This window comes from Azospira sp. I09 (genome assembly GCF_009177135.1).
GTDB classification, from domain to species: Bacteria; Pseudomonadota; Gammaproteobacteria; order Burkholderiales; family Rhodocyclaceae; genus Azospira; species Azospira oryzae.
Genome location: NZ_AP021844.1, coordinates 3116183 through 3136895, shown reverse-complemented (window position 1 = coordinate 3136895; position 20713 = coordinate 3116183). Strand labels below are relative to the sequence as shown.

Annotated in this window: 20 protein-coding genes; 12 read left to right on the top strand and 8 right to left on the bottom strand. The window is 66.4% G+C overall.

Going from position 1 to position 20713, the window contains the following annotated elements; all coding sequences use genetic code 11:
* The first annotated feature begins 70 nt into the window (after positions 1 to 70).
* Positions 71 to 1162, top strand: coding sequence for a TRAP transporter substrate-binding protein (locus AZSP09_RS14700; RefSeq protein ID WP_014236334.1), 1092 nt, complete (start codon positions 71 to 73; stop codon positions 1160 to 1162).
* Between the two features lie 160 nt (positions 1163 to 1322).
* On the top strand, positions 1323 to 2411 hold the full coding sequence (locus AZSP09_RS14695) for a TRAP transporter substrate-binding protein (protein WP_014236333.1): 1089 nt from the start codon (positions 1323 to 1325) through the stop codon (positions 2409 to 2411).
* Between the two features lie 75 nt (positions 2412 to 2486).
* Here AZSP09_RS14695 and AZSP09_RS14690 read toward each other — a convergent pair whose 3' ends face one another.
* The 3 genes from AZSP09_RS14690 to AZSP09_RS14680 are packed head-to-tail and all read right to left on the bottom strand — an operon-like array spanning position 2487 to position 5456.
* Positions 2487 to 3110: a ParA family protein gene (locus AZSP09_RS14690; RefSeq protein ID WP_014236332.1), complete on the bottom strand. Its 624-nt coding sequence runs from the start codon at positions 3108 to 3110 to the stop codon at positions 2487 to 2489.
* The gene (locus AZSP09_RS14685) at positions 3111 to 4466 is read right to left on the bottom strand and encodes a TAXI family TRAP transporter solute-binding subunit (protein WP_130459381.1); all 1356 of its coding nucleotides are present in this window, start codon (positions 4464 to 4466) and stop codon (positions 3111 to 3113) included.
* 15 nt (positions 4467 to 4481) lie between these two features.
* A complete protein-coding gene (locus AZSP09_RS14680; RefSeq protein ID WP_152090460.1) occupies positions 4482 to 5456 on the bottom strand; it encodes a quinone oxidoreductase family protein in 975 nt (324 codons plus the stop codon).
* A gap of 64 nt (positions 5457 to 5520) precedes the next feature.
* On the opposite strand from AZSP09_RS14680, the gene AZSP09_RS14675 reads away from it, so the two are divergent.
* Positions 5521 to 6822: an HD-GYP domain-containing protein gene (locus AZSP09_RS14675; RefSeq protein WP_232058803.1), complete on the top strand. Its 1302-nt coding sequence runs from the start codon at positions 5521 to 5523 to the stop codon at positions 6820 to 6822.
* Between the two features lie 149 nt (positions 6823 to 6971).
* On the opposite strand, the gene AZSP09_RS14670 is transcribed toward AZSP09_RS14675, so the two are convergent.
* Positions 6972 to 9179: a UvrD-helicase domain-containing protein gene (locus tag AZSP09_RS14670; RefSeq protein WP_152090459.1), complete on the bottom strand. Its 2208-nt coding sequence runs from the start codon at positions 9177 to 9179 to the stop codon at positions 6972 to 6974.
* A gap of 250 nt (positions 9180 to 9429) precedes the next feature.
* Here AZSP09_RS14670 and AZSP09_RS14665 point away from each other — a divergent pair, with 250 nt between their 5' ends.
* The gene (locus AZSP09_RS14665) at positions 9430 to 9789 is read left to right on the top strand and encodes a hypothetical protein (RefSeq protein WP_014236327.1); all 360 of its coding nucleotides are present in this window, start codon (positions 9430 to 9432) and stop codon (positions 9787 to 9789) included.
* A gap of 103 nt (positions 9790 to 9892) precedes the next feature.
* Here AZSP09_RS14665 and AZSP09_RS14660 read toward each other — a convergent pair whose 3' ends face one another.
* A complete protein-coding gene (locus AZSP09_RS14660) occupies positions 9893 to 10786 on the bottom strand; it encodes an SPOR domain-containing protein (RefSeq protein ID WP_172974772.1) in 894 nt (297 codons plus the stop codon).
* Between the two features lie 143 nt (positions 10787 to 10929).
* On the opposite strand from AZSP09_RS14660, the gene leuS reads away from it, so the two are divergent.
* The 3 genes from leuS to holA are packed head-to-tail and all read left to right on the top strand — an operon-like array spanning position 10930 to position 15062.
* Positions 10930 to 13539 (top strand): leucine--tRNA ligase, encoded by a 2610-nt coding sequence (gene leuS, locus AZSP09_RS14655; RefSeq protein ID WP_152090457.1) that lies wholly within the window; start codon positions 10930 to 10932, stop codon positions 13537 to 13539.
* Between the two features lie 10 nt (positions 13540 to 13549).
* Positions 13550 to 14056, top strand: a complete 507-nt coding sequence (locus AZSP09_RS14650; RefSeq protein WP_014236324.1) for an LPS-assembly lipoprotein LptE — start codon at positions 13550 to 13552, stop codon at positions 14054 to 14056.
* Between the two features lie 4 nt (positions 14057 to 14060).
* Positions 14061 to 15062 (top strand): DNA polymerase III subunit delta, encoded by a 1002-nt coding sequence (holA, locus tag AZSP09_RS14645; RefSeq protein ID WP_152090455.1) that lies wholly within the window; start codon positions 14061 to 14063, stop codon positions 15060 to 15062.
* 45 nt (positions 15063 to 15107) lie between these two features.
* On the opposite strand, the gene AZSP09_RS14640 is transcribed toward holA, so the two are convergent.
* Positions 15108 to 15380 (bottom strand): hypothetical protein, encoded by a 273-nt coding sequence (locus AZSP09_RS14640; RefSeq protein WP_014236322.1) that lies wholly within the window; start codon positions 15378 to 15380, stop codon positions 15108 to 15110.
* A gap of 163 nt (positions 15381 to 15543) precedes the next feature.
* Between AZSP09_RS14640 and AZSP09_RS14635 the strand changes: the two genes are divergently transcribed.
* From AZSP09_RS14635 to ybaK, 5 genes are all read left to right on the top strand, one after another.
* A complete protein-coding gene (locus AZSP09_RS14635; RefSeq protein ID WP_152090454.1) occupies positions 15544 to 16800 on the top strand; it encodes a glutamate-5-semialdehyde dehydrogenase in 1257 nt (418 codons plus the stop codon).
* 136 nt (positions 16801 to 16936) lie between these two features.
* Positions 16937 to 17518 carry a chalcone isomerase family protein gene (locus AZSP09_RS14630; RefSeq protein ID WP_152090453.1) on the top strand — a complete coding sequence of 194 codons (582 nt, stop codon included), beginning with the start codon at positions 16937 to 16939 and terminating at the stop codon, positions 17516 to 17518.
* A 56-nt stretch (positions 17519 to 17574) separates the two neighbouring features.
* On the top strand, positions 17575 to 18063 hold the full coding sequence (locus tag AZSP09_RS14625) for a methylated-DNA--[protein]-cysteine S-methyltransferase (protein WP_152090452.1): 489 nt from the start codon (positions 17575 to 17577) through the stop codon (positions 18061 to 18063).
* 11 nt (positions 18064 to 18074) lie between these two features.
* Entirely contained in the window at positions 18075 to 18998 is a 924-nt protein-coding gene (xerD, locus tag AZSP09_RS14620; protein WP_152090451.1) for a site-specific tyrosine recombinase XerD, read from the top strand.
* A 64-nt stretch (positions 18999 to 19062) separates the two neighbouring features.
* On the top strand, positions 19063 to 19569 hold the full coding sequence (gene ybaK / locus AZSP09_RS14615) for a Cys-tRNA(Pro) deacylase (RefSeq protein ID WP_014236317.1): 507 nt from the start codon (positions 19063 to 19065) through the stop codon (positions 19567 to 19569).
* A 44-nt stretch (positions 19570 to 19613) separates the two neighbouring features.
* Here ybaK and AZSP09_RS14610 read toward each other — a convergent pair whose 3' ends face one another.
* Together AZSP09_RS14610 and AZSP09_RS14605 are read right to left on the bottom strand one after the other, a co-directional pair.
* The gene (locus tag AZSP09_RS14610) at positions 19614 to 20180 is read right to left on the bottom strand and encodes a hypothetical protein (RefSeq protein WP_152090450.1); all 567 of its coding nucleotides are present in this window, start codon (positions 20178 to 20180) and stop codon (positions 19614 to 19616) included.
* Between the two features lie 132 nt (positions 20181 to 20312).
* Complete coding sequence (locus tag AZSP09_RS14605; protein WP_014236316.1) at positions 20313 to 20666, bottom strand: dihydroneopterin aldolase; 354 nt, start codon at positions 20664 to 20666, stop codon at positions 20313 to 20315.
* Between the last annotated feature and the right edge of the window lie 47 nt (positions 20667 to 20713).

Genomic DNA, 20713 nt, shown 5'->3' with positions numbered 1-20713 from the left:
CCGGACCGCTTCGGGCCGTCGCTATAATGCGTCGGCTGCAACACACCGAACAATCCCTGGAGGAGACAAAATGGAACGTCGTTCCTTTCTCAAAAAAGCTGGTGTCGGCATTGCTGCCGGCGCTGCTGCCACTACCGTATCTGCACCCGCAATCGCCCAAACCCAGCCCACCATCAAGTGGCGTCTGACCTCCAGCTTCCCCAAGAGCCTGGACACCCTCTACGGTGGCGCCGAAGTTCTGGCCAACCGCCTGCGCGCCATGACCAACGGCAAGTTCGACATCCGCGTCTTCGCCGGCGGTGAAATCGTCCCCGGCCTGCAGGCCCTGGACGCCGTGCAGCAGGGCACCGTCGAGTGCTGTCACACCGCCCCCTACTACTACGTGGGCAAGGACAAGACCTTCGCCCTGGGCTGCTCCATCCCCTTCGGCATGAACGCCCGCCAGATGAACGCCTGGGTGTACTACGGCGGCGGCCAGAAGCTGCTGGACGAGTTCTACGCCAACTACAACATCGTCTCCTTCATGGGCGGCAACAGCGGGACCCAGATGGGCGGCTGGTTCCGCAAGGAAATCAAGAACCTGGGCGACATCAAGGGCCTCAAGATGCGCGTCGCCGGCCTCGGCGGCACCGTCTTCGAGCGCCTCGGCGCCGTGCCCCAGCAGATCGCCGGCGGCGACATCTATCCCGCCCTGGAAAAGGGCACCATCGACGCCGCCGAATGGGTCGGCCCCTACGATGACGAGAAGCTGGGCTTCTTCAAGGTCGCCAAGAACTACTACTACCCGGGCTGGTGGGAGCCGGGTCCCGCCTTCTCCTTCTATGTGAACAAGAAGGAATGGGACAAGCTGCCCAAGGAATACCAGGAGGCCTTCCAGGCCGCCGCCTACGAGGCCAACGTCACCATGCTGGCCGAGTACGACCACAAGAACCCGCCGGCCCTCTCCCGCCTGCTGTCCCAGGGCGTGAAGCTGCAGAAGTACTCCGACGAGATCATGAACGCCGCCTACAAGGCCGCCATGGAAATCTACGCCGAAGAATCTGCCAAGAACCCGGCCTTCAAGAAGATCTACACCGAGTACGACAAGTACCGGAAGACCCAGAACGCCTGGTTCAGCGTGGCCGACACCACCATGGACCGGTTCCTGCAGACCCACAAGTAAGGTAAGCTCGACGCAGTAACAGGAGTGCCCCAGCCATCGACACGACGGTTGGGGCATTTGCACATGTATCCCCTTTGCTGTTTTCATCGCTGGCAGCGGTGAGGTTCAGCCGCCCGGCTTTCGCAACATCAGTTAGGCAACAAAAATAAGGAGACAAACCATGGATCGTCGCAAATTCCTGAAAAATGCCGGCGTCGCTGCCGGTGCCGGCGTGGCCACCACCGTCGCGGCTCCCGCCATCGCCCAATCCCAGCCCACCATCAAGTGGCGCCTGACCTCCAGCTTCCCCAAGAGTCTCGACACCATCTACGGCGGCGCCGACGTGCTGGCCAACCGCCTGCGCGCCATGACCGGCGGCAAGTTCGACATCCGCGTCTTCGCCGGCGGCGAAATCGTCCCCGGCCTGCAGGCCCTGGACGCCGTGCAGCAGGGCACCGTCGAGATGTGCCACACCTGTTCCTACTACTACGTGGGCAAGGACAAGACCTTCGGCTTCGGCACCTCCGTGCCCTTCGGCATGAACCCGCGCCAGATGAACGCCTGGATCTACTACGGCGGCGGCCAGAAGCTGCTGGACGAGTTCTACGCCAACTACAACGTGGTGTCCTTCGCCGGCGGCAACACCGGGACCCAGATGGGCGGCTGGTTCCGCAAGGAAATCAAGACCCTGGATGACGTCAAGGGCCTCAAGATGCGCATCGCCGGCCTCGGCGGCGCCGTCTTCGAACGCCTCGGCGCCGTACCCCAGCAGATCGCCGGCAGCGACATCTATCCCGCCCTGGAAAAGGGCACCATCGACGCCGCCGAATGGGTCGGACCCTACGACGACGAAAAGCTGGGCTTCTTCAAGGTCGCCAAGAACTACTACTACCCGGGCTGGTGGGAACCGGGCCCCACCATCCACTTCTTCGTGAACAAGAAGGAATGGGACAAGCTGCCCAAGGAATACCAGGAGGCCTTCCAGGCCGCCGCCTACGAGGCCAACGTCACCATGCTGGCCGAGTACGACCACAAGAACCCCACCGCCCTCTCCCGCCTGCTGTCCCAGGGCGTTAAGCTGCAGAAGTATCCGGATGCGGTGCTGGAAGCCGCCTACAAGGCCGCCATGGACCTGTACACCGAGGAATCGGCGAAGAACCCGGCCTTCAAGAAGGTGTGGACCGAGTACGACAAATACCGCCGTACCCAGAACGCCTGGTTCAGCGTGGCCGACACCACCATGGACCGCTTCCTGCAGAGCCACAAGTAAGCCCGGGCATCGCCCGCAAAAAAGCCGCCGGTGATCCGGCGGCTTTTTTTATGTTGTAACTGACGGCCGGGAGCCTCAGGCATCCACCCAGTCGATGATGCTGCGCCACTGCTCCAGGTCCTTCTCGGCCCGGGCCGGGGTCAGGTCGAACAGGGTGGCCCCCTGGGCCGCCGCCTGGACGTAGAGCTGGGTGTCCCGCAGATAGGCGAGGATGGGCAGGTCGTAGGCGGCGAAGAAGCGCTCCAGCTCCCCCGCCGCCCGGGTCCGGGCATCCACCCGCATGCCCACCACCGCCACCTGCAGCTCGCCCTTGCGCACGGCTTTTTCGGCCAGCAGGGTGTCGAGGAAATGGCGCGCCGCCAGGATGTCGAAGAGGGAGGGCTGCACCGGCACCAGCACATGGGTGACCTGTTTCAAGGTGCGATCCAGGGCCTTGCCGTGGAAGCCGGCAGGCGTATCCAGTACCGCATGGGTAGTGCCCTTGGGCGGCCGGGCCGGCTCGTCGTGCTTCAGTTCCCAGCTGCGGATGGCGGGCAAAAAGCCGGGGCGCAGGGCCAGCCACTCCCGGGAGGACTGCTGCCGGTCCAGGTCGCCCAGCATCACGGGCTTGCCGGACTGGGCCAGATAGCCGGCCAGGTTGGTGGCCAGGGTGCTCTTGCCGGCGCCACCCTTGGGATTGGCGATCAGGTAAGCCTTCATCTAGGGGGTTTCCTCCACGTTTGCATGTCGCGCCAGCCGCTCCAGGGTGTGGCGCACCAGTTCGATGTGTTCCCGCAGGGTATAGAGCAGGTCCGAATAGGCCAGGGGGATATTACGCCGATAGGCCTCGTCCTCGATACGGTCGAGGCGGTCCAGGTACTCCAGCTTGCGGCCCGGGTCGTAGCTTTCCTTCAGCTCGTTCTCGAGGAACTTGAGGTCGCCGTAACAGCGGAAGATCTTGGAACGGATGCGCCAGCTGTAGATGGAGGGCGCCACCTTGAGCAGGGGCAGCAGCAGGGCGAAGATGGGCAACAGCAGCACCACCAGCCGGTCCACCAGGATCGCCGCCCAGAAGGGCAGATAGCGCTGCAGCAGGGGCGGGCCGGACTTGTAGTAGCGCTCCGCCGTGTCGGCCACCGGCAGGCTCTGGTCCCGTACCGCCGGGAAGTCGCCGCGGCGCTGGAAGAAGCCGGCCTTGCCGTGCACTTCGCTGGCCGCCTGCAACAGCAGGGACTGGATGGCCGGATGCAGGCTGTCATGCACCACCAGATTGGCGGTGGCCGCCAGCAGGGTGGTGTCGTGGGGCGGGAAGTTGCGCACCAGGTCAACCGCTCCTTCCGGCAGGACGATCTTCGACAGGTAGGGGAAGCGCCGGGTGTAGGCCTCGGCCTGGGCGAAGTTCATCACCTTGATGCCGGGGGAGCGCAGCAGCACCTGCACCACCGGCGCCTCCGGCGCGGCGATGACGAAGGCGGCATCGAGGCGGCCCTGCTGCAGTTCTTCGGCCGCCTTGAGGCCGCCCAGGGACAGCAGGTGCTTGCCGTCCACCGGCACCTCGTTGGCCGCCAGCAGTTGCAGGGCCAGGCCCCGGATGCCGCTGCCCTCGGCGCCGACGGCGATGCGCTTGCCGGCCAGCTGGTGCAGGCGCTCCAGTTCCCGCTCGCTGCGGTAGAAGACCCACACCGGCTCGTAGTACATGCTGCCCAGGGAGGACAGGGGCAGGGCCTCGTCCTCCTCCAGGTAGTCTGGCCGGGGCGCCTCGACGCCGCCCTGGACCAGGGCGATCTCCACGTCGCTGTCCTTGTCCAGCAGGCGCTGCAGGTTCTCGGCGGAACCGTTGGAGGTGCGCACCTCCAGGGTGATGCCGTTACGCGCCAAGATTTCCGCATACTTCTTGCCGAAGGCGTAGTAGGCGCCGCTGTCGGCCCCGGCGGACATGACCACGTGCCGTGGCGGTGCCGGCTGGATGAACTGGATGGCGACGACGAAACCCAGGGCCACCACCAGCACGATGGGCCAGGCCGTGGCCAGGAGGTCCCGCAGGGAGAGCAGGCTGTTGCGAACTTTGGCGCCCATGGACGACCTTTCCGTTTAAGGCAGCAGCACCGTGGAGCCGGTGGTCTGCCGGCCTTCCAGGGCGATGTGGGCGGCAGCGGCCTGCTGCAGGGGGAAACGCTGGTTCACCTCGATCTTCACCTGGCCGCTGGTGACCACGCCCAGCAGCTCCGTCGCCAGGGCTTCCAGGTCGGCGCGGCGGGCGGTGTAGTGCATCAGGGTGGGCCGGGTGAAGAAGAGGGAGCCCTTCTGGGACAGCAGCAGGGGATCGATCAGGCCCACCGGGCCGGAAGCGTTGCCGAAGCTGACCATGGTGCCCAGGGGCCGCAGGCTGTCCAGGGAGCCGGCGAAGGTGTCCTTGCCGATGCCGTCGTAGACCACCGGCACGCCTTCGCCACCGGTGATGTCCCGCACCCGCCGAGCGAAGTCCTCCCGGGTGTAGAGGATGGGGTGGTCGCAACCGTGGGCCCGGGCCAGTTCGGCCTTGGCCTCGGTGGAGACGGTGCCGATGACGGTGGCCCCCAGGGCCTTGGCCCACTGGCAGGCGATGAGGCCGACGCCGCCGGCGGCGGCGTGGATCAGCACGGTGTCGCCTTTCTGCACCCGGTAGGTGCGACGCAGCAGGTAGGCGGCGGTGAGGCCCTGCAGCATCATGGCGGCGCCGGTCTCGAAGGAGAGGCTGTCCGGCAGGCGGATGAGGCGGTCGGCGGGAATCAGGCGGGCCTCGCTGTAGGCCCCCAGGGGGCCGCCGGCGTAGGCCACCCGGTCGCCCACCTGCAGGTGGGCGACGCCGGGACCCAGGGCTTCCACCGTGCCGGCGCCTTCGAGGCCGATGCCGGAGGGCAAGGGCACGGGATAGAGGCCGCTGCGATGGTAGGTGTCGATGAAATTGAGACCGACGGCGGCATGGCGCACCCGGACTTCGCCGGGGCCGGGCTCGCCGACGCCGACCTCTTCCCACTGCAACACTTCGGGGCCGCCGGTGCGGTGAAAGCGGATGGCATGGGTCATTTTTTGTCTCCTTTTGTATTCTGCTGGGGGTGCGTCACTATACCGCCGCTCCCCGGCGGTGCGAATGGCCCCGATTGGCCTTAATATTGGCGCCATGACCAATATCCACCACACCGTTCTCGGCCGCCTGCTGCTCGCCTGGGCCCTGGTTTCCCTGCTCCTGGGCGGCAGCGCCTGGTATGTGGCGACGGAGCGCATCGACGATGCGGTGGTGGCCCTGGCCCAGGCCGAATCGGCCCGCTTCCAGGCGGCCGAGCTGGAGGCGGCGGAAATGTCGGCCCAGCAGCTGGATTTCCTGCGGCAGCGGGCCCTGGGCTTCGTCCGCGACCATTTCGTGGTGATCGAGCTGTATGACCGGGAACGGCGCAAGGTGGTGGAGGCGGTCAATCCGGCCCACCAGGACATCGAAGCCGGGCTCAAGGGCAGCACCCACGCCTTCCCCATGGACGGCAAACACCATTACGAGAAATACACCATCCTCAACAACACGGTGGTGCAGGTGCTGGTGCCGATCCTGGACCGGGAGCGCAACATCGCCGGCTACTTCGAAGGCGTCTTCCTGGTCTCGCCGGAGGAGGAGGCCCGCCTGCGCCGGGACCTCAACCTGATCCTGGGCCTGGTGCTGGCCGCCGCCCTCATCACCACGGTGGTGCTGTACCCGGTGATCCTCTCCCTCAACCGCAACGTGCTGCGCTTCTCCCGAGAGGTGCTGCGGGGCAACCTGGAAATGGCCTCGGTCCTGGGCGCCGCCATCGCCCAGCGGGATTCGGACACCAGCATCCACAACTACCGGGTGGCGCTCTACGCCTGCCGCCTGGGCGAGGTCACGGGGGTGGAGGGCGACGCCATGCGGGCCCTCATCATCGGCGCCTTCCTGCACGATGTGGGCAAGATCGGCATCAGCGACAACATCCTGCTCAAGCCGGGCAAGCTGGATGCGGAGGAATTCCGCATCATGCAGACCCACGTCTCCCTCGGCGTACACATCATCGCCCCCTCCCCCTGGCTGCAGGCGGCCCGGGAGGTGGTGCAGTTCCATCACGAGAAGTACGACGGCAGCGGCTACCTGCAGGGATTGAAGGGCGAGGAGATTCCCCTCAACGCCCGCATTTTCGCGGTGGTGGACGTCTTCGACGCCCTCACCTCCCGCCGCCCCTACAAGGAACCCATGACTTGCGAAGCGGCCCTGGCCATCCTGCACAAGGATGCGGGGACCCACTTCGATCCCCGGCTGGTGGCCGCTTTCGCCCCGGTGGCGGCGCCCCTCCATGCCGAACTGTCGCGCCTCGACGAAGGGGCCATCCAGGCCCTGCTGGAAGAACGCATCAGCCGCTACTTCTTCGCCGCCTTCCTCGCCCGGGAATAAGTCCCGCAGCGACTACCTTGCCCGGGAGGCAGGCGGGACCAGCCTCCCGGCATGGCCATGCCTGCAACGTCCGTCCCTATTGCCCCTCAGGGCACATTGCCGCAACAGCGGCGTCCCATCTGCCCGGCAGGCCGGGCGTCAAACCCATCCTAGAGCGGTGTCAGCTTGGCGAATTCCAGGGCCAGCCACTTCATGCCGGCAGAACCGAAATTGACCTGGACCCGGGCGTCGGCGCCCCGGCCCTCGGTGGCGACGATGACCCCCTGGCCGAACTTGGCGTGGCTGACGTTCTGCCCCACCCGCAGCCCGGCAGGAGCGGCGCTTTCGTAGGCCGTCGCCGGTGCCGCCGCCCGGGGGCTGCGGCTGTAGCTGTTGTCGTAGGCCGGGGTGCTGCGGGCATTGACCCGCAGCAGCAGTTCCTGGGGCAATTCGTCGAGGAAGGCGGAGGGCACGCAGTAGCGGGTCTGGCCGTGCAGCATGCGGGTCTGGGCATGGGACATGTAGAGCCGCTGGCGGGCCCGGGTGATGGCCACGTACATGAGGCGCCGCTCTTCCTCCTCGCCGGATTTTTCCATGACGGAGTTTTCGTGGGGAAAGAGGCCCTGCTCCAGGCCGGAGATGAAGACCACGTCGAACTCCAGGCCCTTGGCCGCATGCACCGTCATCAGCTGTACCGCCTCCTGGCCGTCACCGGCCTGGTGGTCGCCGGCCTCCAGGCTGGCGTGGGCGAGGAAGGAGGCCAGGGGCGACGGCAGGGGCGCATCGGGGGTAGCCGGATCGGGCACCGGCATGGCCCCCTCTTCGGCGATGAAGCTGGCGGCGGCGTTGATCAGTTCGTCCAGGTTCTCCAGCCGCTCCTGGCCTTCCTTCTCGCCCAGGTAGTGCTGGCGCAGGCCGCTGCGTTCGATGATGTGTTCCACCACTTCGGGCAGGGGCAGGTTTTCCGTCTCCCGCCGCAGCTCCTCAATGAGGCGGATGAAGGCGCCGACGGCGGCCCCGGCCTTGCCGGTGAGGCTGGCGGCGGCGTTGTAGAGGGGCGAGTTGGAACGATGGGCCGCTTCCTGGAGGTTTTCCAGGCTGCGGGCGCCGATGCCCCGGGTGGGGAAATTCACCACCCGCAGGAAGGCGGTGTCGTCGTCCGGATTGGCCAAGAGGCGCAGGTAGGCCAGGGCGTGCTTGATTTCCTGGCGCTCGAAGAAGCGCAGGCCGCCGTACACCTTGTAGGCCACGCCCTTGGTGAACAGCTCGTGCTCCAGCACCCGGGACTGGGCATTGGAGCGGTAGAGGAAGGCGATCTGGTCCCGGGAGATGCCCTCCCGGATCAGTTCCCGGGCCTCGTCCACGATCCAGCGGGCCTCGTCCAGGTCGGAGAAGCCCTCGAACACCCGGATCGGCTCGCCGGCACCCTGGTCGGTCCACAGGTTCTTGCCCAGGCGGCCCTGGTTGTTCTTGATGAGGGCGTTGGCCGCATCCAGGATGTTGCCGTGGGAACGGTAGTTCTGCTCCAGGCGGATGACGTTCTGCACCCCGAACTCCCGCTCGAAGTCCCGCATATTGCCCACCTCGGCGCCGCGGAAGGCATAGATGGACTGGTCGTCGTCGCCCACGGCGAACACCGCCGCCCCCTGGGGCGCGCCGGCAGTGCCGTCGTGGCCGGCCAGGAGCTTCAACCAGGCGTACTGCAGGCGGTTGGTGTCCTGGAACTCGTCCACCAGGATGTGGCGGAAGCGCTCCTGGTAATGGCGGCGCAGGGGTTCGTTGCGCGACAGCAGCTCGTAGGTGCGCAGCAGCAGTTCGGCAAAATCCACCACCCCTTCGCGCTGGCACTGGCCCTCGTACTCGGCCCACAGCTCCACCCGGCGGCGGGTGTAGTCGTCCCACACCTCGGCCTGGGCCGGGCGCAGGCCCTGGTCCTTGTGGGCGTTGATGAAGTGCATCAGCTCCCGGGGCGGGAACTTCTCGTCGTCCACGTTGAGGTTCTTCAGGAGGCGCTTGATGGCGGAGAGCTGGTCGGCGGAATCGAGGATCTGGAACAGGGAGGGCAGCCCGGCTTCCTTGTGGTGGGCCCGCAGCAGCCGGTTGCACAGGCCGTGGAAGGTGCCGATCCACATGCCCCGGGTGTTGATGGGCAGCATGGCCGAGAGGCGGGCCAGCATCTCCTTGGCCGCCTTGTTGGTGAAGGTCACCGCTAGCACCGCGTGGGGCCCCATCTGGCCGGTGGAAATGAGCCAGGCGATGCGGGTGGTGAGCACCCGGGTCTTGCCCGAACCGGCGCCGGCCAGGATCAGGGCATGCTGGGGCGGCAGGGTCACGGCCTGGAGTTGTTCTGGATTGAGATTGGCAAGCAGGTCGGACATGGGGACGGGAAGCCGCGGGCAGGGGCGCGGACGCAGGTTAAGGTCAGGCCGGGATTATAGCCCCGCCGGGGCCGGGGAACTTTTTGGTGCGCCGCACCATCCAATCTTCCGGATGCTACGGGTAAACCACAAATGATCGCCGGAACATCTGAGATATAATCGATATTGCAATGCAACATAAAACAGTCACCAAGCCCACAAGGCCGCGGACGGACTGCATTGGTTACCGCCAAGTTTGAAAGGAAACAGCATGAACAACCCGAAGATTCTGCCCTGGATCGCCCGCAAAGCCGGCATCACCGAAACCATGGCCACCAAGCTGTGGCAACGCGCCGTCGAGGAAGCGAAGACCGCCTGTGGCTGCACCGAGGGTTCCGAGTTTCACCGCCACAGCATCGAGCGCTTTCTCGATCTGGTGGAAGCCCGCGCCGGCGGCACCGTGCGCCAGCCCTACAGCAACAGCACCGCCCAGGTCAGCTGGATCTGGCGCCACCAGGGCCGCATGGCCATGTTCGGCCTGATGGCTGCGGAAAACGCCGCCAAGTTCTGGCAGGACACCTGGAAGAACGTGTTCACCCCCGACCTGCACAAGCGCAAGGTCGGCTGTTGAGCCCAGGCGGCCGCCCAGGCCGCCTGATCGGACCACCCGGGGCCAAGCCGCCCCGGCGGCTCCTTACCCCCTGAATTTCCCCTCGCCTGCTCGATTCCCGCCTTCAGCGGGAGACGGCCCCGGGCGCCACGCCAAGCTCCGCCGTCAGACGTCCCGCCATCTGCCGCGCCTCTTCCCGGCCGGCGAAGCCCCCCACCCGCAGCACATAGACGTAGCCCTCCTCCCCGGCCCCATCGTGACGCGGACGAATCCGCGCCGGATAGCCGGCCTCCCGCAGCTGGTCGTATAACGCCAGGGCCTCGGCCTGGGTCGCCACCGGCGGCAGGTTGACGCCCCAGGCGCCGCCACGGCGCAGGACGCCGGCCCCGGCCTGGATTTCCGTTTCCGCCGCCCACTTCTCCACCTGCTCCGCCTCGACGCTGGCCACCGCACCGGGGGCCTGGTCCCGCAGGGCGCTGGCGAAGGCCAGAGGCTCGCTCAAGGCCATGGGTTCGCCCAGGGGATGGGTGACCACGATATGGCCTTCGAGCAGGCAGATCAGGTCCTTGTCCTCGGCGGACTTACCCCACAGGTCGGTGCCGCGGATGCCGGCGGTCAGGGTGGCGGCGCGGACGTTGATGGCCCGCCCCGTCAGGCGCTGGGGAAAGAGGCCGGTGGTGAAGCGGAAGGCGCCCCGCAGCACGTCCAGGGCCGCCGTATAGACGCCCCCCGGGCGCTGGCCGATGGCGTTGAGATGGAGCTGGGCGTTTTCCCCCAGCTTGACGCCGCTGCCTTCGGGCAGCTGGATCAGCACCCGGGAGCCGCTGCCGGTGACGATCCTGTCCCGGTTGGCGAGGGACTGGCCCGGCACCAGGGGCCGGCGCTCGCCGCTGCGCTCCAGCCAGGCCGGCGCCTGCACGGCCTCCACCACCGCCTGCCGGGAGGCCGGTCCGGCCACGGCAGGGGCGGCAGCCCACAGCGTCAGGGTTGAAAGCAGCAGGGGGCGCAACAATCCCATGTTCATCTCTCCGCAGTGGCCTGGAGCGGCCCGTTCATCATCAGGAAACCGCCCGGGCGGCGGCAAAGAGCCGATTTTGCCCAATGGAGCAGGAGCGGACCGGTTATAATTTCACGCTTTGCAACGAATTTCTGGCCGCCCAAATGCAGGAAAAATACCAACCCGCGGAAGTCGAACTCGCCGCCCAGCAACACTGGGTCAAGACCCAGGCCGCCCGTGCCGTCGAAGACACCACCAAGCCCAAGTACTACTGTCTTTCCATGTTCCCCTATCCGTCGGGGAAGCTGCATATGGGGCACGTGCGCAACTATACCATCGGCGATGTGCTGACCCGTTTCCACAAGATGCAGGGCTACAACGTGCTGCAGCCCATGGGTTGGGACGCCTTCGGCATGCCGGCGGAAAACGCCGCCATCCAGAACAAGGTCCCCCCCGCCAAGTGGACCTACGCCAACATCGACTACATGCGCAGCCAGCTGCAGCGCCTGGGTTTCGCCATCGACTGGGAGCGGGAATTCGCCACCTGCACCCCCGAGTACTACCGCTGGGAACAGTGGCTGTTCACCCGCCTGTATGAAAAGGGCCTGATCTACAAGAAGCTGGGCACCGTGAACTGGGACCCGGTGGACCACACCGTGCTGGCCAACGAGCAGGTCATCGACGGCCGCGGCTGGCGCTCCGGCGCCCTGGTGGAAAAGCGCGAGATCCCCATGTACTACATGAAGATCACCGCCTACGCCGAGGAACTGCTGGCCGACCTGGACCAGCTGCCGGGCTGGCCCGAGCAGGTGCGCCTGATGCAGAAGAACTGGATCGGCAAGAGCACCGGGGTGCGTTTCGCCTTCCCCCTGGCCGACAACAGTGACGAAAAACTGTGGGTATTCACCACCCGGGCCGACACCATCATGGGCGTCACCTTCGTCGCCGTGGCCGCCGAGCATCCCCTGGCCACCTGCGCCGCCGCGAATAACCCGGCACTGGCCGCCTTCATCGAGGAATGCAAGAAGGGCGGCGTGGCCGAGGCCGACATCGCCACCATGGAAAAGAAGGGCATGCCCACGGGCATCTTCGTCCAGCACCCCCTCACCGGCGAGCAGGTGGAAGTGTGGGTCGGCAACTACGTGCTGATGGGTTATGGCGAAGGCGCCGTGATGGCCGTGCCCGCCCACGACGAGCGGGACTTTGCCTTTGCCAAGAAGTACAACCTGGCCATCAAGCAGGTCATCGCCGCTGAAGGCGAAACCTTCAGCCTGGACGGCTGGCAGGAATGGTACGGTGACAAGAGCCGCGGCACCTGCGTCAATTCCGGCAAGTACGACGGCTTGGCCTACGAGGCCGCCGTGGACGCCATCGCCGCCGACCTGGCCGCCAAGGGCCTGGGCGAAAAGAAGGTGCAGTTCCGTCTGCGCGACTGGGGCATTTCCCGTCAGCGCTACTGGGGCTGCCCGATCCCGGTGATCCATTGCGAGTCCTGCGGCGACGTGCCGGTGCCTGACGACCAGCTGCCCGTGGTGCTGCCGGAGAACGTGGAAATCACCGGCGCCGGTTCCCCCCTGGCCAAGATGCCCGAGTTCTACGAGTGCACCTGCCCCAAGTGCGGCAAGCCGGCCCGTCGCGAAACCGACACCATGGACACCTTCGTCGAGTCCTCCTGGTACTTCCTGCGCTATGCCTGTCCGGACAACACCCAGGCCATGGTGGACGAGCGCGTGGCCTACTGGTGCAAGGGCGGCATCGACCAGTACATCGGCGGCATCGAGCACGCCATCCTGCACCTGCTCTACTCCCGCTTCTTCACCAAGCTGATGCGCGACGTGGGCCTCTTCGGCGAGCAGAAGCTGGACGAGCCCTTCGCCAACCTGCTGACCCAGGGCATGGTGGTGGCCCCCACCTTCTATCGCGACGCCGAAGGCGGCAAGAAAGAGTGGATCAACCCGGCTGACGTGGATGTGACCACCGACGAGCGCGGTCGCCCCACCGGCGCCACCCTCAAGGCCGACGGCCAGCAGGTGGTCATCGGCGGCACCGAGAAGATGTCCAAGTCCAAGAACAACGGCGTGGACCCCCAATCCCTGATGGACGAGTACGGCGCCGACACGGCCCGCCTGTTCATGATGTTCGCCGCTCCGCCCGACCAGTCCCTGGAGTGGTCCGACGCCGGTGTCGAGGGCGCCTTCCGCTTCCTGAAGCGCCTGTGGAAGCTGACCCACGACCATGTGGCCGTCGGCATCGTTCCCGCCTACAGCGGCGGCGAGCTGGAGGGCAATCTCAAGGACTTCCGCCGCCAGTTGCACCAGACCATCGGCAAGGTCACCGACGACTACGGCCGGCGCAAGCAGTTCAACACCGCCATCGCCGCCGTCATGGAGCTGCTCAACGCCTTCGCCAAGCTGCCGGACAGCCCGGCCGCCCGCAGCGTCAAGCAGGAAGCCCTGGAAGCGGCCGTGCTGATGCTCTTCCCCATCGTGCCCCACGCCTGCCAGGCGCTCTATGCCGAACTCAAGCCCGGTGCCGATGCCGGCCAGGCCGCCTTCCCCAAGGCCGATGCCGCCGCCCTGGTGCAGAGCGAGATCGAGCTGATGCTGCAGGTGAACGGCAAGCTGCGCGGCAGCATCAAGGTGCCCGCCGATGCGGCCAAGGATGCCATCGAAGCGGCCGCCCTGGCCTCCGAGACGGTGCAAAAGCACCTGGACGGCCAGGCCCCGAAGAAGGTGGTGGTGGTGCCCGGCCGTCTGGTCAATATCGTGGTTTAAGGAGTCGTCTGTGCGCGCCCGTCTGCTCGTTTCCCTTGTCCTGCTCGTGACGCTGGCCGGCTGCGGCTTCCAGCTGCGGGGCGCCCAGACCATGCCCTTCCCGACCCTGTACGTGTCCATGGCGGAGAATTCGGAAATCACCGCCAACCTGAAGCGCTACATCCGGGCCAACAAGTCCACCGAACTGGTGGACAACCGGGAAGATGCGGCGGCCACCCTGGTCCAGTTCCCGGAACGCCGGGAACGGATCGCCCTGTCCTACAACTCCGCCGGTCGGGTGCGGGAACTACAACTGCAGTACCGGGCCAACTTCCGCCTGGAAGACGCCAAGGGCAAGGCCCTCTCCGCACCCATGGAAATCTACCTGACCCGGGACATCACCTACGACGATGCCCAGGTGCTGTCCAAAGCCCAGGAAGAGGAACTGCTGTGGCAGGACATGCAGCGGGACCTAGTGCAGCAGCTGATCCGGCGCATGGCCAAGGCCAAGCCGCCGGTGGACGAAAACGAGGACTGACGCCGTGGCCCAGCTCCGGGGAGAACAGCTGGCGGCCCACCTGGAACGCCCCCTGGGGCCGCTCTACGTGGTGTATGGGGACGAGCCCCTGCTGGTGATCGAGGCCGGCGATGCCATCCGCACCGCCGCCCGGCACCAGGGCTACAGCGAGCGGGAAGTGCTGGTGGCCGGCCAGGGCTTCAACTGGACCCAGCTGGCCATGGCCGGCGGCAACCTCTCCCTCTTCGGCGACCGCAAGCTGATCGACCTGCGCATCCCCACCGGCAAGCCCGGGCGGGACGGCGGCCAGGCCCTGCAGGAGCACTGCCAACGCCTTTCCAGCGACGCCATGACCCTGGTCACCCTGCCCGAGCTGACCTGGCAGGACGAAAAGGCCTCCTGGTTCCAGACCCTGGCCGAAGCCGGCACCGTGCTCAAGCTGCAGGCCCCCAACCTCGGCGAGCTGCCCCAGTGGATCGCCGGCCGCCTGCAGCGCCAGGAACAGAGCGCCGAGACTGAAGCCCTGCGCTTCATCGCCGAGCGGGTGGAAGGCAATCTGCTGGCGGCCCACCAGGAAATCCAGAAACTGGGACTGCTGTTCCCCAAAGGCAAGCTGAGCCTGGAACAGGTGCGGGAGGCGGTGCTCAATGTGGCCCGCTACGACATCGACGGCCTGCGGGAAGCCCTGCTGCAGGGCGACCTGGCCCGCCTGACGCGGACCCTGGACGGCCTGCGCCAGGAGGGCGAAGCGCCGCCCCTGGTGTTGTGGGCGGTGACGGAGGAAGTGCGGGCCCTGGCGGCCCTGAAGGAAGGACTCAACGCCGGCCGGCCGGCGGACCAGCTGTTCAAGGAACAGCGCATCTGGGGGCCGCGCCAAGCCCTGGTCAAGCGCGCCCTGGGGCGGCTCGACGCGCCGCGTCTGCGGGCGGCTCTGGCCCAGACGGCCCATATCGACCGCTGCATCAAGGGCCTGGGCGGCGGCGATGTGTGGGATGAATTCCTGCGCCTGGGCCTCAGCCTGCGCTAGGCCGGATGCCCGGACGGGCACCGGTCGATCGGGGATGCGACGGCCTTAAGCGGCCTTTTCATCGGAAGGCGGAACGTCCGGCAGGATGGCCGGCACCTCTTCCGGTTCATCGGGCACCAGATGTTCCCACTCGCAATCCGTATCACCAGACTTGTGGCGCAATGCGGGCAGGGACGATTCGCGCACCAGGCACTCGCCCTGGCAACACTCTTCCACCACCACCACACCCACCTCGGCATCTACCTTGCGTTCCCCGTCCCAATAGCTGCAGGTGGCACACACTTGCACTTCGGTGGGAACAATCAGCTTGCGACTCATAGGGTCTCCTGCGACGTCAAACGGCCATGTAACGGTTTGTGACACCGCAACGGCGAGAAAGTTTAGCCCAATCCCTTATTTTCAGTAAGGGAATGGCGTTTCGGGGCATTTGAGGCCGCTATAATGGTCCGATTATCTCCTGCCTGACCTGCTGAAGAACACCATGGATATCAAGGATTACATGCAGAACCTGGGCCGCCGTGCCCGGGCCGCCTCGCGCCAGATGGCCAAGGCCGACACCAATGCCAAGAACCGGGCCCTGCTGGCCATCGCCGCCGCCATCCGCCGCGACGAAGCCAAGCTCCTGGCCGCCAACGGCGAAGACCTGGCCGCCGCCCGGGCCGCCGGCCTGGAGCCGGCCATGGTGGACCGCCTGACCCTTTCCCCCAAGACCGTCGCCACCATGGCCGAGGGCCTGGAGCAGATCGCCTCCCTGCCGGACCCCATCGGTGAAATGACCGACCTGCGCTTCCGCCCCTCCGGCATCCAGGTGGGCCACATGCGGGTGCCTCTCGGCGTCATCGGCATCATCTACGAAGCCCGCCCCAACGTGACGGTGGATGCGGCCGGCCTGTGCATCAAGTCCGGCAACGCCTCCATCCTGCGCGGCGGTTCCGAGGCCATCCGCTGCAACCAGGCCCTGGCGGCCCTGGTGAAGGAAGGGTTGCAGTCCGCCGGCCTGCCGGCGGATGCGGTGCAGGTGGTGGAAACCACCGACCGGGCCGCCGTGGGCGAACTCATCACCATGCGCGAATTCGTGGACGTCATCGTGCCCCGCGGCGGCAAGGGCCTCATCGCCCGCCTGCTGGCCGAATCCCGGGTGCCCATGATCCAGCACCTGGACGGCAACTGCCATGTGTACCTGGACGACAGCGCCGATGCGGCCAAGGCCATGGCGGTGGTGGAAAACTCCAAGACCCAGCGCTACGGCACCTGCAACACCGCCGAATCCCTGCTGGTGGCCCGCTCCGTCGCCGCCACGCTGCTGCCGCCCATCGCCGCCATGCTCACCGCCAAGGGCGTGGAAATCCGCGGCTGTGCCGAAACCCGGGCCCTGGTGCCAAACGCCAAGGAGGCCACCGAGGCCGACTGGGGCGAGGAGTATCTGGCACCGATCATCGCCGTGAAGGTGGTGGCCGGGCTGGACGAAGCCATCGAGCACATCAACAAGTACTCCTCCAGCCACACCGAGGCCATCGTCACCGAGAACCACGCCCACGCCATGCGCTTCCTGCGGGAAGTGGATTCGGCCTCGGTCATGGTGAACGCCTCCACCCGCTTCGCCGACGGCTTCGAGTACGGCCTCGGCGCCGAGATCGGCATTTCCACGGACAAGATCCACGCCCGGGGCCCGGTGGGCCTGGAAGGCCTGACCAGCCAGAAATGGGTGGTCCTGGGCAACGGCCAGGTGCGCGGCTGAAGGCCGGCCGCACCGCTCCCTGATCCGTCCAAGTTTCACCGCAACACCGCAGCACCCATAAAAGAATTGCCCCGGCGACGTGCGGACGGCGCCGGAGCTTCAATAAAGTCCGCAAAAACCAAAGGAGACAGACAGTATGAAGATCAAGCATTTCATGGCGGCCCTCGCCATCCTCACCCTCACGGCCGGCAGCGCCCAGGCCATGGAAGTGGCCGGGGTCAAGTTCGAGGAGCGGCTCAAGCTGGAGCAGCAGGACCTCAGCCTCAACGGCGCCGGCCTGCGGTCCAAGGTGTTTTTCAAGGTCTACGCCGTGGGCCTCTACCTGCCGGCCAAGGCCGCCGAGGTGGACGGCGTGCTGGCGGCCAAGGGCGCCAAGCGCCTGGCCATCGTGCCCCTCATGGAACTCTCCGCCCAGCAGTTCGTGGACGCCCTCTCCGGCGGCATCGCCAAGAACAGCAGCGAGGCCGAGGCCGCCGCCCTGAAGGAACGGGTGCAGACCTTCGAAGGCAATCTGCTGGCCCTGGGCAAGGCGGCCAAGGGCACCCCCATCACCCTGGACTGGATTCCCGACCAAGGCACCCGCCTCACCGTGGCCGGCCAACCCCAGGGCAAGGTCATCCCGGGGGAGGATTTCTACCAGGCCCTGCTGCGCATCTGGCTGGGTAACAAGCCGGCCCAGGGCGACCTCAAGGACGCCCTGCTCGGCAAGGCGCAGTAAGCATTTCCACAGGGGGTCGGCTGCAAGCCGCCCCCTTTCTCGTTGTACGGACAGCCATGACCAAGAATGCCGTCCCCACTGACTTCCAGGCCATCACCAGTGGCCCGTTCTTTTCCCTGGGCATCCGCTGCAACGGGGACGAACTGACCGAAATCCTCTACCTGCCCGGCCGCCTGCAGCAGGCGGCCGGCACGCCCCTGGCCGCCGAGGCGGTGCGCCAGATCCAGGCCTACCTGGCCGACCCGGCCTTCGTTTTCAGCCTGCCCCTGCAACCCTCCGGCACCCGCTTCCAGCGCCGGGTGTGGGACGCCATCGCCGCCATTCCCCGGGGCCAGACGCAAAGCTACGGCGAGGTGGCCAAGCTGCTGCACAGCGGCCCCCGGGCCGTGGGGGGCGCCTGCGGTGCCAATCCCTTCCCCCTGGCGGTGCCCTGCCACCGGGTCGTCGCCGCTGCCGGCCTGGGCGGTTTCGGCCGCAACGGCGGCGACTTCCTGCTGGACATCAAGCGCTGGCTGCTGCAACACGAGGGCTGCCTGCCGGCGTAAACTCCGTGCCCATGACGGATGCCGCCCCGCTGACCCTGGCCTTTTCCACCCAGAGCGAGATCGACGCCTTCTGCGACGCCCTGTGGCTGGAAGACGGCCTCTCCCCCAATTCCCTCGCCGCCTACCGCAGCGACCTGCAACGCTACGCCCTGTGGCTGCAGCAGCAGGACCGCCCACCCCTGGCCCAGGCCGGCGCCGCCGACCTGGCGGCCTTCCTGGCCGATGTGGCGGCCCGCATGAAATCCAGCTCCCAGGCCCGCTACCTTTCCTCCCTGCGCCGCTTCTACCGGCGCCTGCTGGCCCAGAACCGCATCAGCGCCGACCCCACCCTGCAGACCGCCATGCCGGTCAAGGCCTCGCGCCTGCCCAAGGTGATGAGCGAAGCCCAGGTGGAAGCCCTGCTGGCGGCGCCGGAAATCGAAACGCCCCTGGGCCAGCGGGACCGGGCCATGCTGGAAACCCTCTACGCCACCGGCCTGCGGGTCTCGGAACTGGTCAATCTCAAGCTGCATGAAGTGAGCTTCGACATGGGCGTGGCCCGAGTCTTCGGCAAGGGCTCCAAGGAACGCCTGGTGCCCCTTGGTGAGGTGGCCCTGGACTGGCTCAAGAGCTACCTGAACGATGGCCGCAGCGCCTTGCTGGACAGCCGTCTCAGCGACTTCCTCTTCGTCACCGCCCGGGGCACGGCCATGACCCGGCAGATGTTCTGGACCCTGGTGAAGAAGTACGCCCTGGTGGCCGGCATGGACCCGGCCCGCCTCTCGCCCCACGTGCTGCGCCACGCCTTCGCCACCCATCTGCTCAACCACGGCGCCGACCTGCGGGTAGTGCAGCTGCTGCTGGGCCACGCCGACATTTCCACCACCCAGATCTACACCCACGTGGCGCGGGAACGGCTGAAGGACCTGCACGCCGTACACCACCCCCGGGGCTAGGCACGGCGCCGGCCGGCGGGCGTAGAATGAAGCCATCCGCAACAAGACACCCTCGAGGTGCACCATGAGCCGCAATCACGATCTCGACCCCGGCCACGCGCCGGAAACCCCCGCCACCCGCTTCCTGCGCCAGCACCGCATCGCCCACTCCAACCATCTCTACGAATACGAGGAGCACGGCGGCACCAAGGTATCGGCCCGGGAACTGAATGTGGACGAGCATGCCGTGATCAAGACCCTGATCATGGAAGACGAGCACGCCAAACCCCTGATTGTGCTGATGCACGGCGACTGCAAGGTATCCACCAAGGAGCTGGCGCGGCAGGTGGGCTGCAAGAAGGTGGAACCGTGCAAGCCGGAAGTGGCCAACCGCCACACCGGCTTCCTGGTGGGCGGCACCAGCCCCTTCGGCACCAAGAAGGCCATGCCCATCTACATGGAGAAGAGCATCCTGGACCTGCCCCTGATCTATCTCAACGGCGGCCGTCGCGGCTACCTGGTGGGGGTCCATCCCCACGACGTAGTCAAGGTGCTGCAGCCCAAGATGGTCGAGGCCGCCCTCAAGGATTAGCCGCCTGAGTTGCCAGTGCGCCGTTTACCGGCCGATCGTGGAAGCTAGTCTGCCGACTTAGTGCCCATGGCTTTCGCGTTCACTGCAGCCTTGGCACTTTCCTCAGCAAAGCGCAGAAACTCCGCCGCCGCCGGATCAGTTTTAGCCGCCAGGGCAAGCTTGTCCAGCACTTGGGGCACCCACTTCGGACGGGAATCTTCCGGCATCTGACCAAGTTCCAGCACAATGTATTGAGCCCCTTCGCCAAGGATATGGCCATTGAACATGGTACGACGATGGGTGGCGACGCGGAACATCGCCTCAGGCGGGCGGCCTGCACAATCCTTGCGGTTGATGATGACCCCGTATGCAGCAATCTTGCCTGGCTGGGGCGGAACAATCGACTCGACGCCGAATGAGGTCGCACGCTCTTCCCACAACTGTTCGTAGGGGACCACGACACCGCTGTAACGGCAGCGCTCCTCCTCCGTTTTGGGGCGAACACGGATGCTGACATGGGCGGCCGAGGTCATTTCAATGGGGGCGACCTCCCCCAATTGCTGCGGCAGACTGACATCGGAAAGGGCAAACAACGTAATACCCAACGCCTTGCCTGCAACCGCAGCCGGCATTAAACAGCAGATTCAACAAGTCAAACATGCTTGTCCCTGAATTCTCATGATTTCATGGTGATGTTGGCCAAGAGCCAGATTTCCAGCCTAGCGGCAAACAGGCAAAGCGCTAGGGACGCCGGGGAATGGGCCTCAGGTGCTGCGTTCGATGATGACGCCGACCCGGCGCACCCCGGGCATCATGCCCAGCTTGGCCACGGAGACGCGCACCCAGGCGCAACGGAATTCTTCCAGCACCAGGGTGGAAACGTGTTCGGCCAGCTTTTCCAGCAGGCCGAACTGAGTGCTGCCCAGATCCTCCCGCAGCCGTTCCACCACCTTGGCGTAGTCGATGGTGTCCCGGATGTCGTCGCTGGCGCCGGCGCTGGCGGTGGAGGAAACGCCCATCTGCAGGGACATTTCGACGGTCTGGGACACGGCCTGCTCCCGGGGGTAGATGCCGATGCGGGTCTGGACCCGGAAGTCGTCGATGAAAATGATGTCCATGGGGTTTTTCAGCTGCCAGCGGGGCTTGCAGGTAAAATGCAGGCCCG

What these genes read in the sequence shown, in the direction of transcription:
- AZSP09_RS14610 (WP_152090450.1), bottom strand. Translation starts at nt 20,180, where the DNA reads ATGCCGGCTGCGGTTGCAGGCAAGGCGTTGGGTATTACGTTGTTTGCC.
- AZSP09_RS14635 (WP_152090454.1), top strand. Translation starts at nt 15,544, where the DNA reads ATGGATATCAAGGATTACATGCAGAACCTGGGCCGCCGTGCCCGGGCC.
- AZSP09_RS14670 (WP_152090459.1), bottom strand. Translation starts at nt 9,179, where the DNA reads ATGTCCGACCTGCTTGCCAATCTCAATCCAGAACAACTCCAGGCCGTG.
- AZSP09_RS14660 (WP_172974772.1), bottom strand. Translation starts at nt 10,786, where the DNA reads ATGGGATTGTTGCGCCCCCTGCTGCTTTCAACCCTGACGCTGTGGGCT.
- AZSP09_RS14680 (WP_152090460.1), bottom strand. Translation starts at nt 5,456, where the DNA reads ATGACCCATGCCATCCGCTTTCACCGCACCGGCGGCCCCGAAGTGTTG.
- AZSP09_RS14625 (WP_152090452.1), top strand. Translation starts at nt 17,575, where the DNA reads ATGACCAAGAATGCCGTCCCCACTGACTTCCAGGCCATCACCAGTGGC.
- AZSP09_RS14675 (WP_232058803.1), top strand. Translation starts at nt 5,521, where the DNA reads ATGGCCCCGATTGGCCTTAATATTGGCGCCATGACCAATATCCACCAC.
- AZSP09_RS14695 (WP_014236333.1), top strand. Translation starts at nt 1,323, where the DNA reads ATGGATCGTCGCAAATTCCTGAAAAATGCCGGCGTCGCTGCCGGTGCC.
- AZSP09_RS14685 (WP_130459381.1), bottom strand. Translation starts at nt 4,466, where the DNA reads ATGGGCGCCAAAGTTCGCAACAGCCTGCTCTCCCTGCGGGACCTCCTG.
- AZSP09_RS14630 (WP_152090453.1), top strand. Translation starts at nt 16,937, where the DNA reads ATGAAGATCAAGCATTTCATGGCGGCCCTCGCCATCCTCACCCTCACG.
- AZSP09_RS14665 (WP_014236327.1), top strand. Translation starts at nt 9,430, where the DNA reads ATGAACAACCCGAAGATTCTGCCCTGGATCGCCCGCAAAGCCGGCATC.
- AZSP09_RS14700 (WP_014236334.1), top strand. Translation starts at nt 71, where the DNA reads ATGGAACGTCGTTCCTTTCTCAAAAAAGCTGGTGTCGGCATTGCTGCC.
- AZSP09_RS14640 (WP_014236322.1), bottom strand. Translation starts at nt 15,380, where the DNA reads ATGAGTCGCAAGCTGATTGTTCCCACCGAAGTGCAAGTGTGTGCCACC.
- leuS (WP_152090457.1), top strand. Translation starts at nt 10,930, where the DNA reads ATGCAGGAAAAATACCAACCCGCGGAAGTCGAACTCGCCGCCCAGCAA.
- AZSP09_RS14605 (WP_014236316.1), bottom strand. Translation starts at nt 20,666, where the DNA reads ATGGACATCATTTTCATCGACGACTTCCGGGTCCAGACCCGCATCGGC.
- xerD (WP_152090451.1), top strand. Translation starts at nt 18,075, where the DNA reads ATGACGGATGCCGCCCCGCTGACCCTGGCCTTTTCCACCCAGAGCGAG.
- ybaK (WP_014236317.1), top strand. Translation starts at nt 19,063, where the DNA reads ATGAGCCGCAATCACGATCTCGACCCCGGCCACGCGCCGGAAACCCCC.
- AZSP09_RS14690 (WP_014236332.1), bottom strand. Translation starts at nt 3,110, where the DNA reads ATGAAGGCTTACCTGATCGCCAATCCCAAGGGTGGCGCCGGCAAGAGC.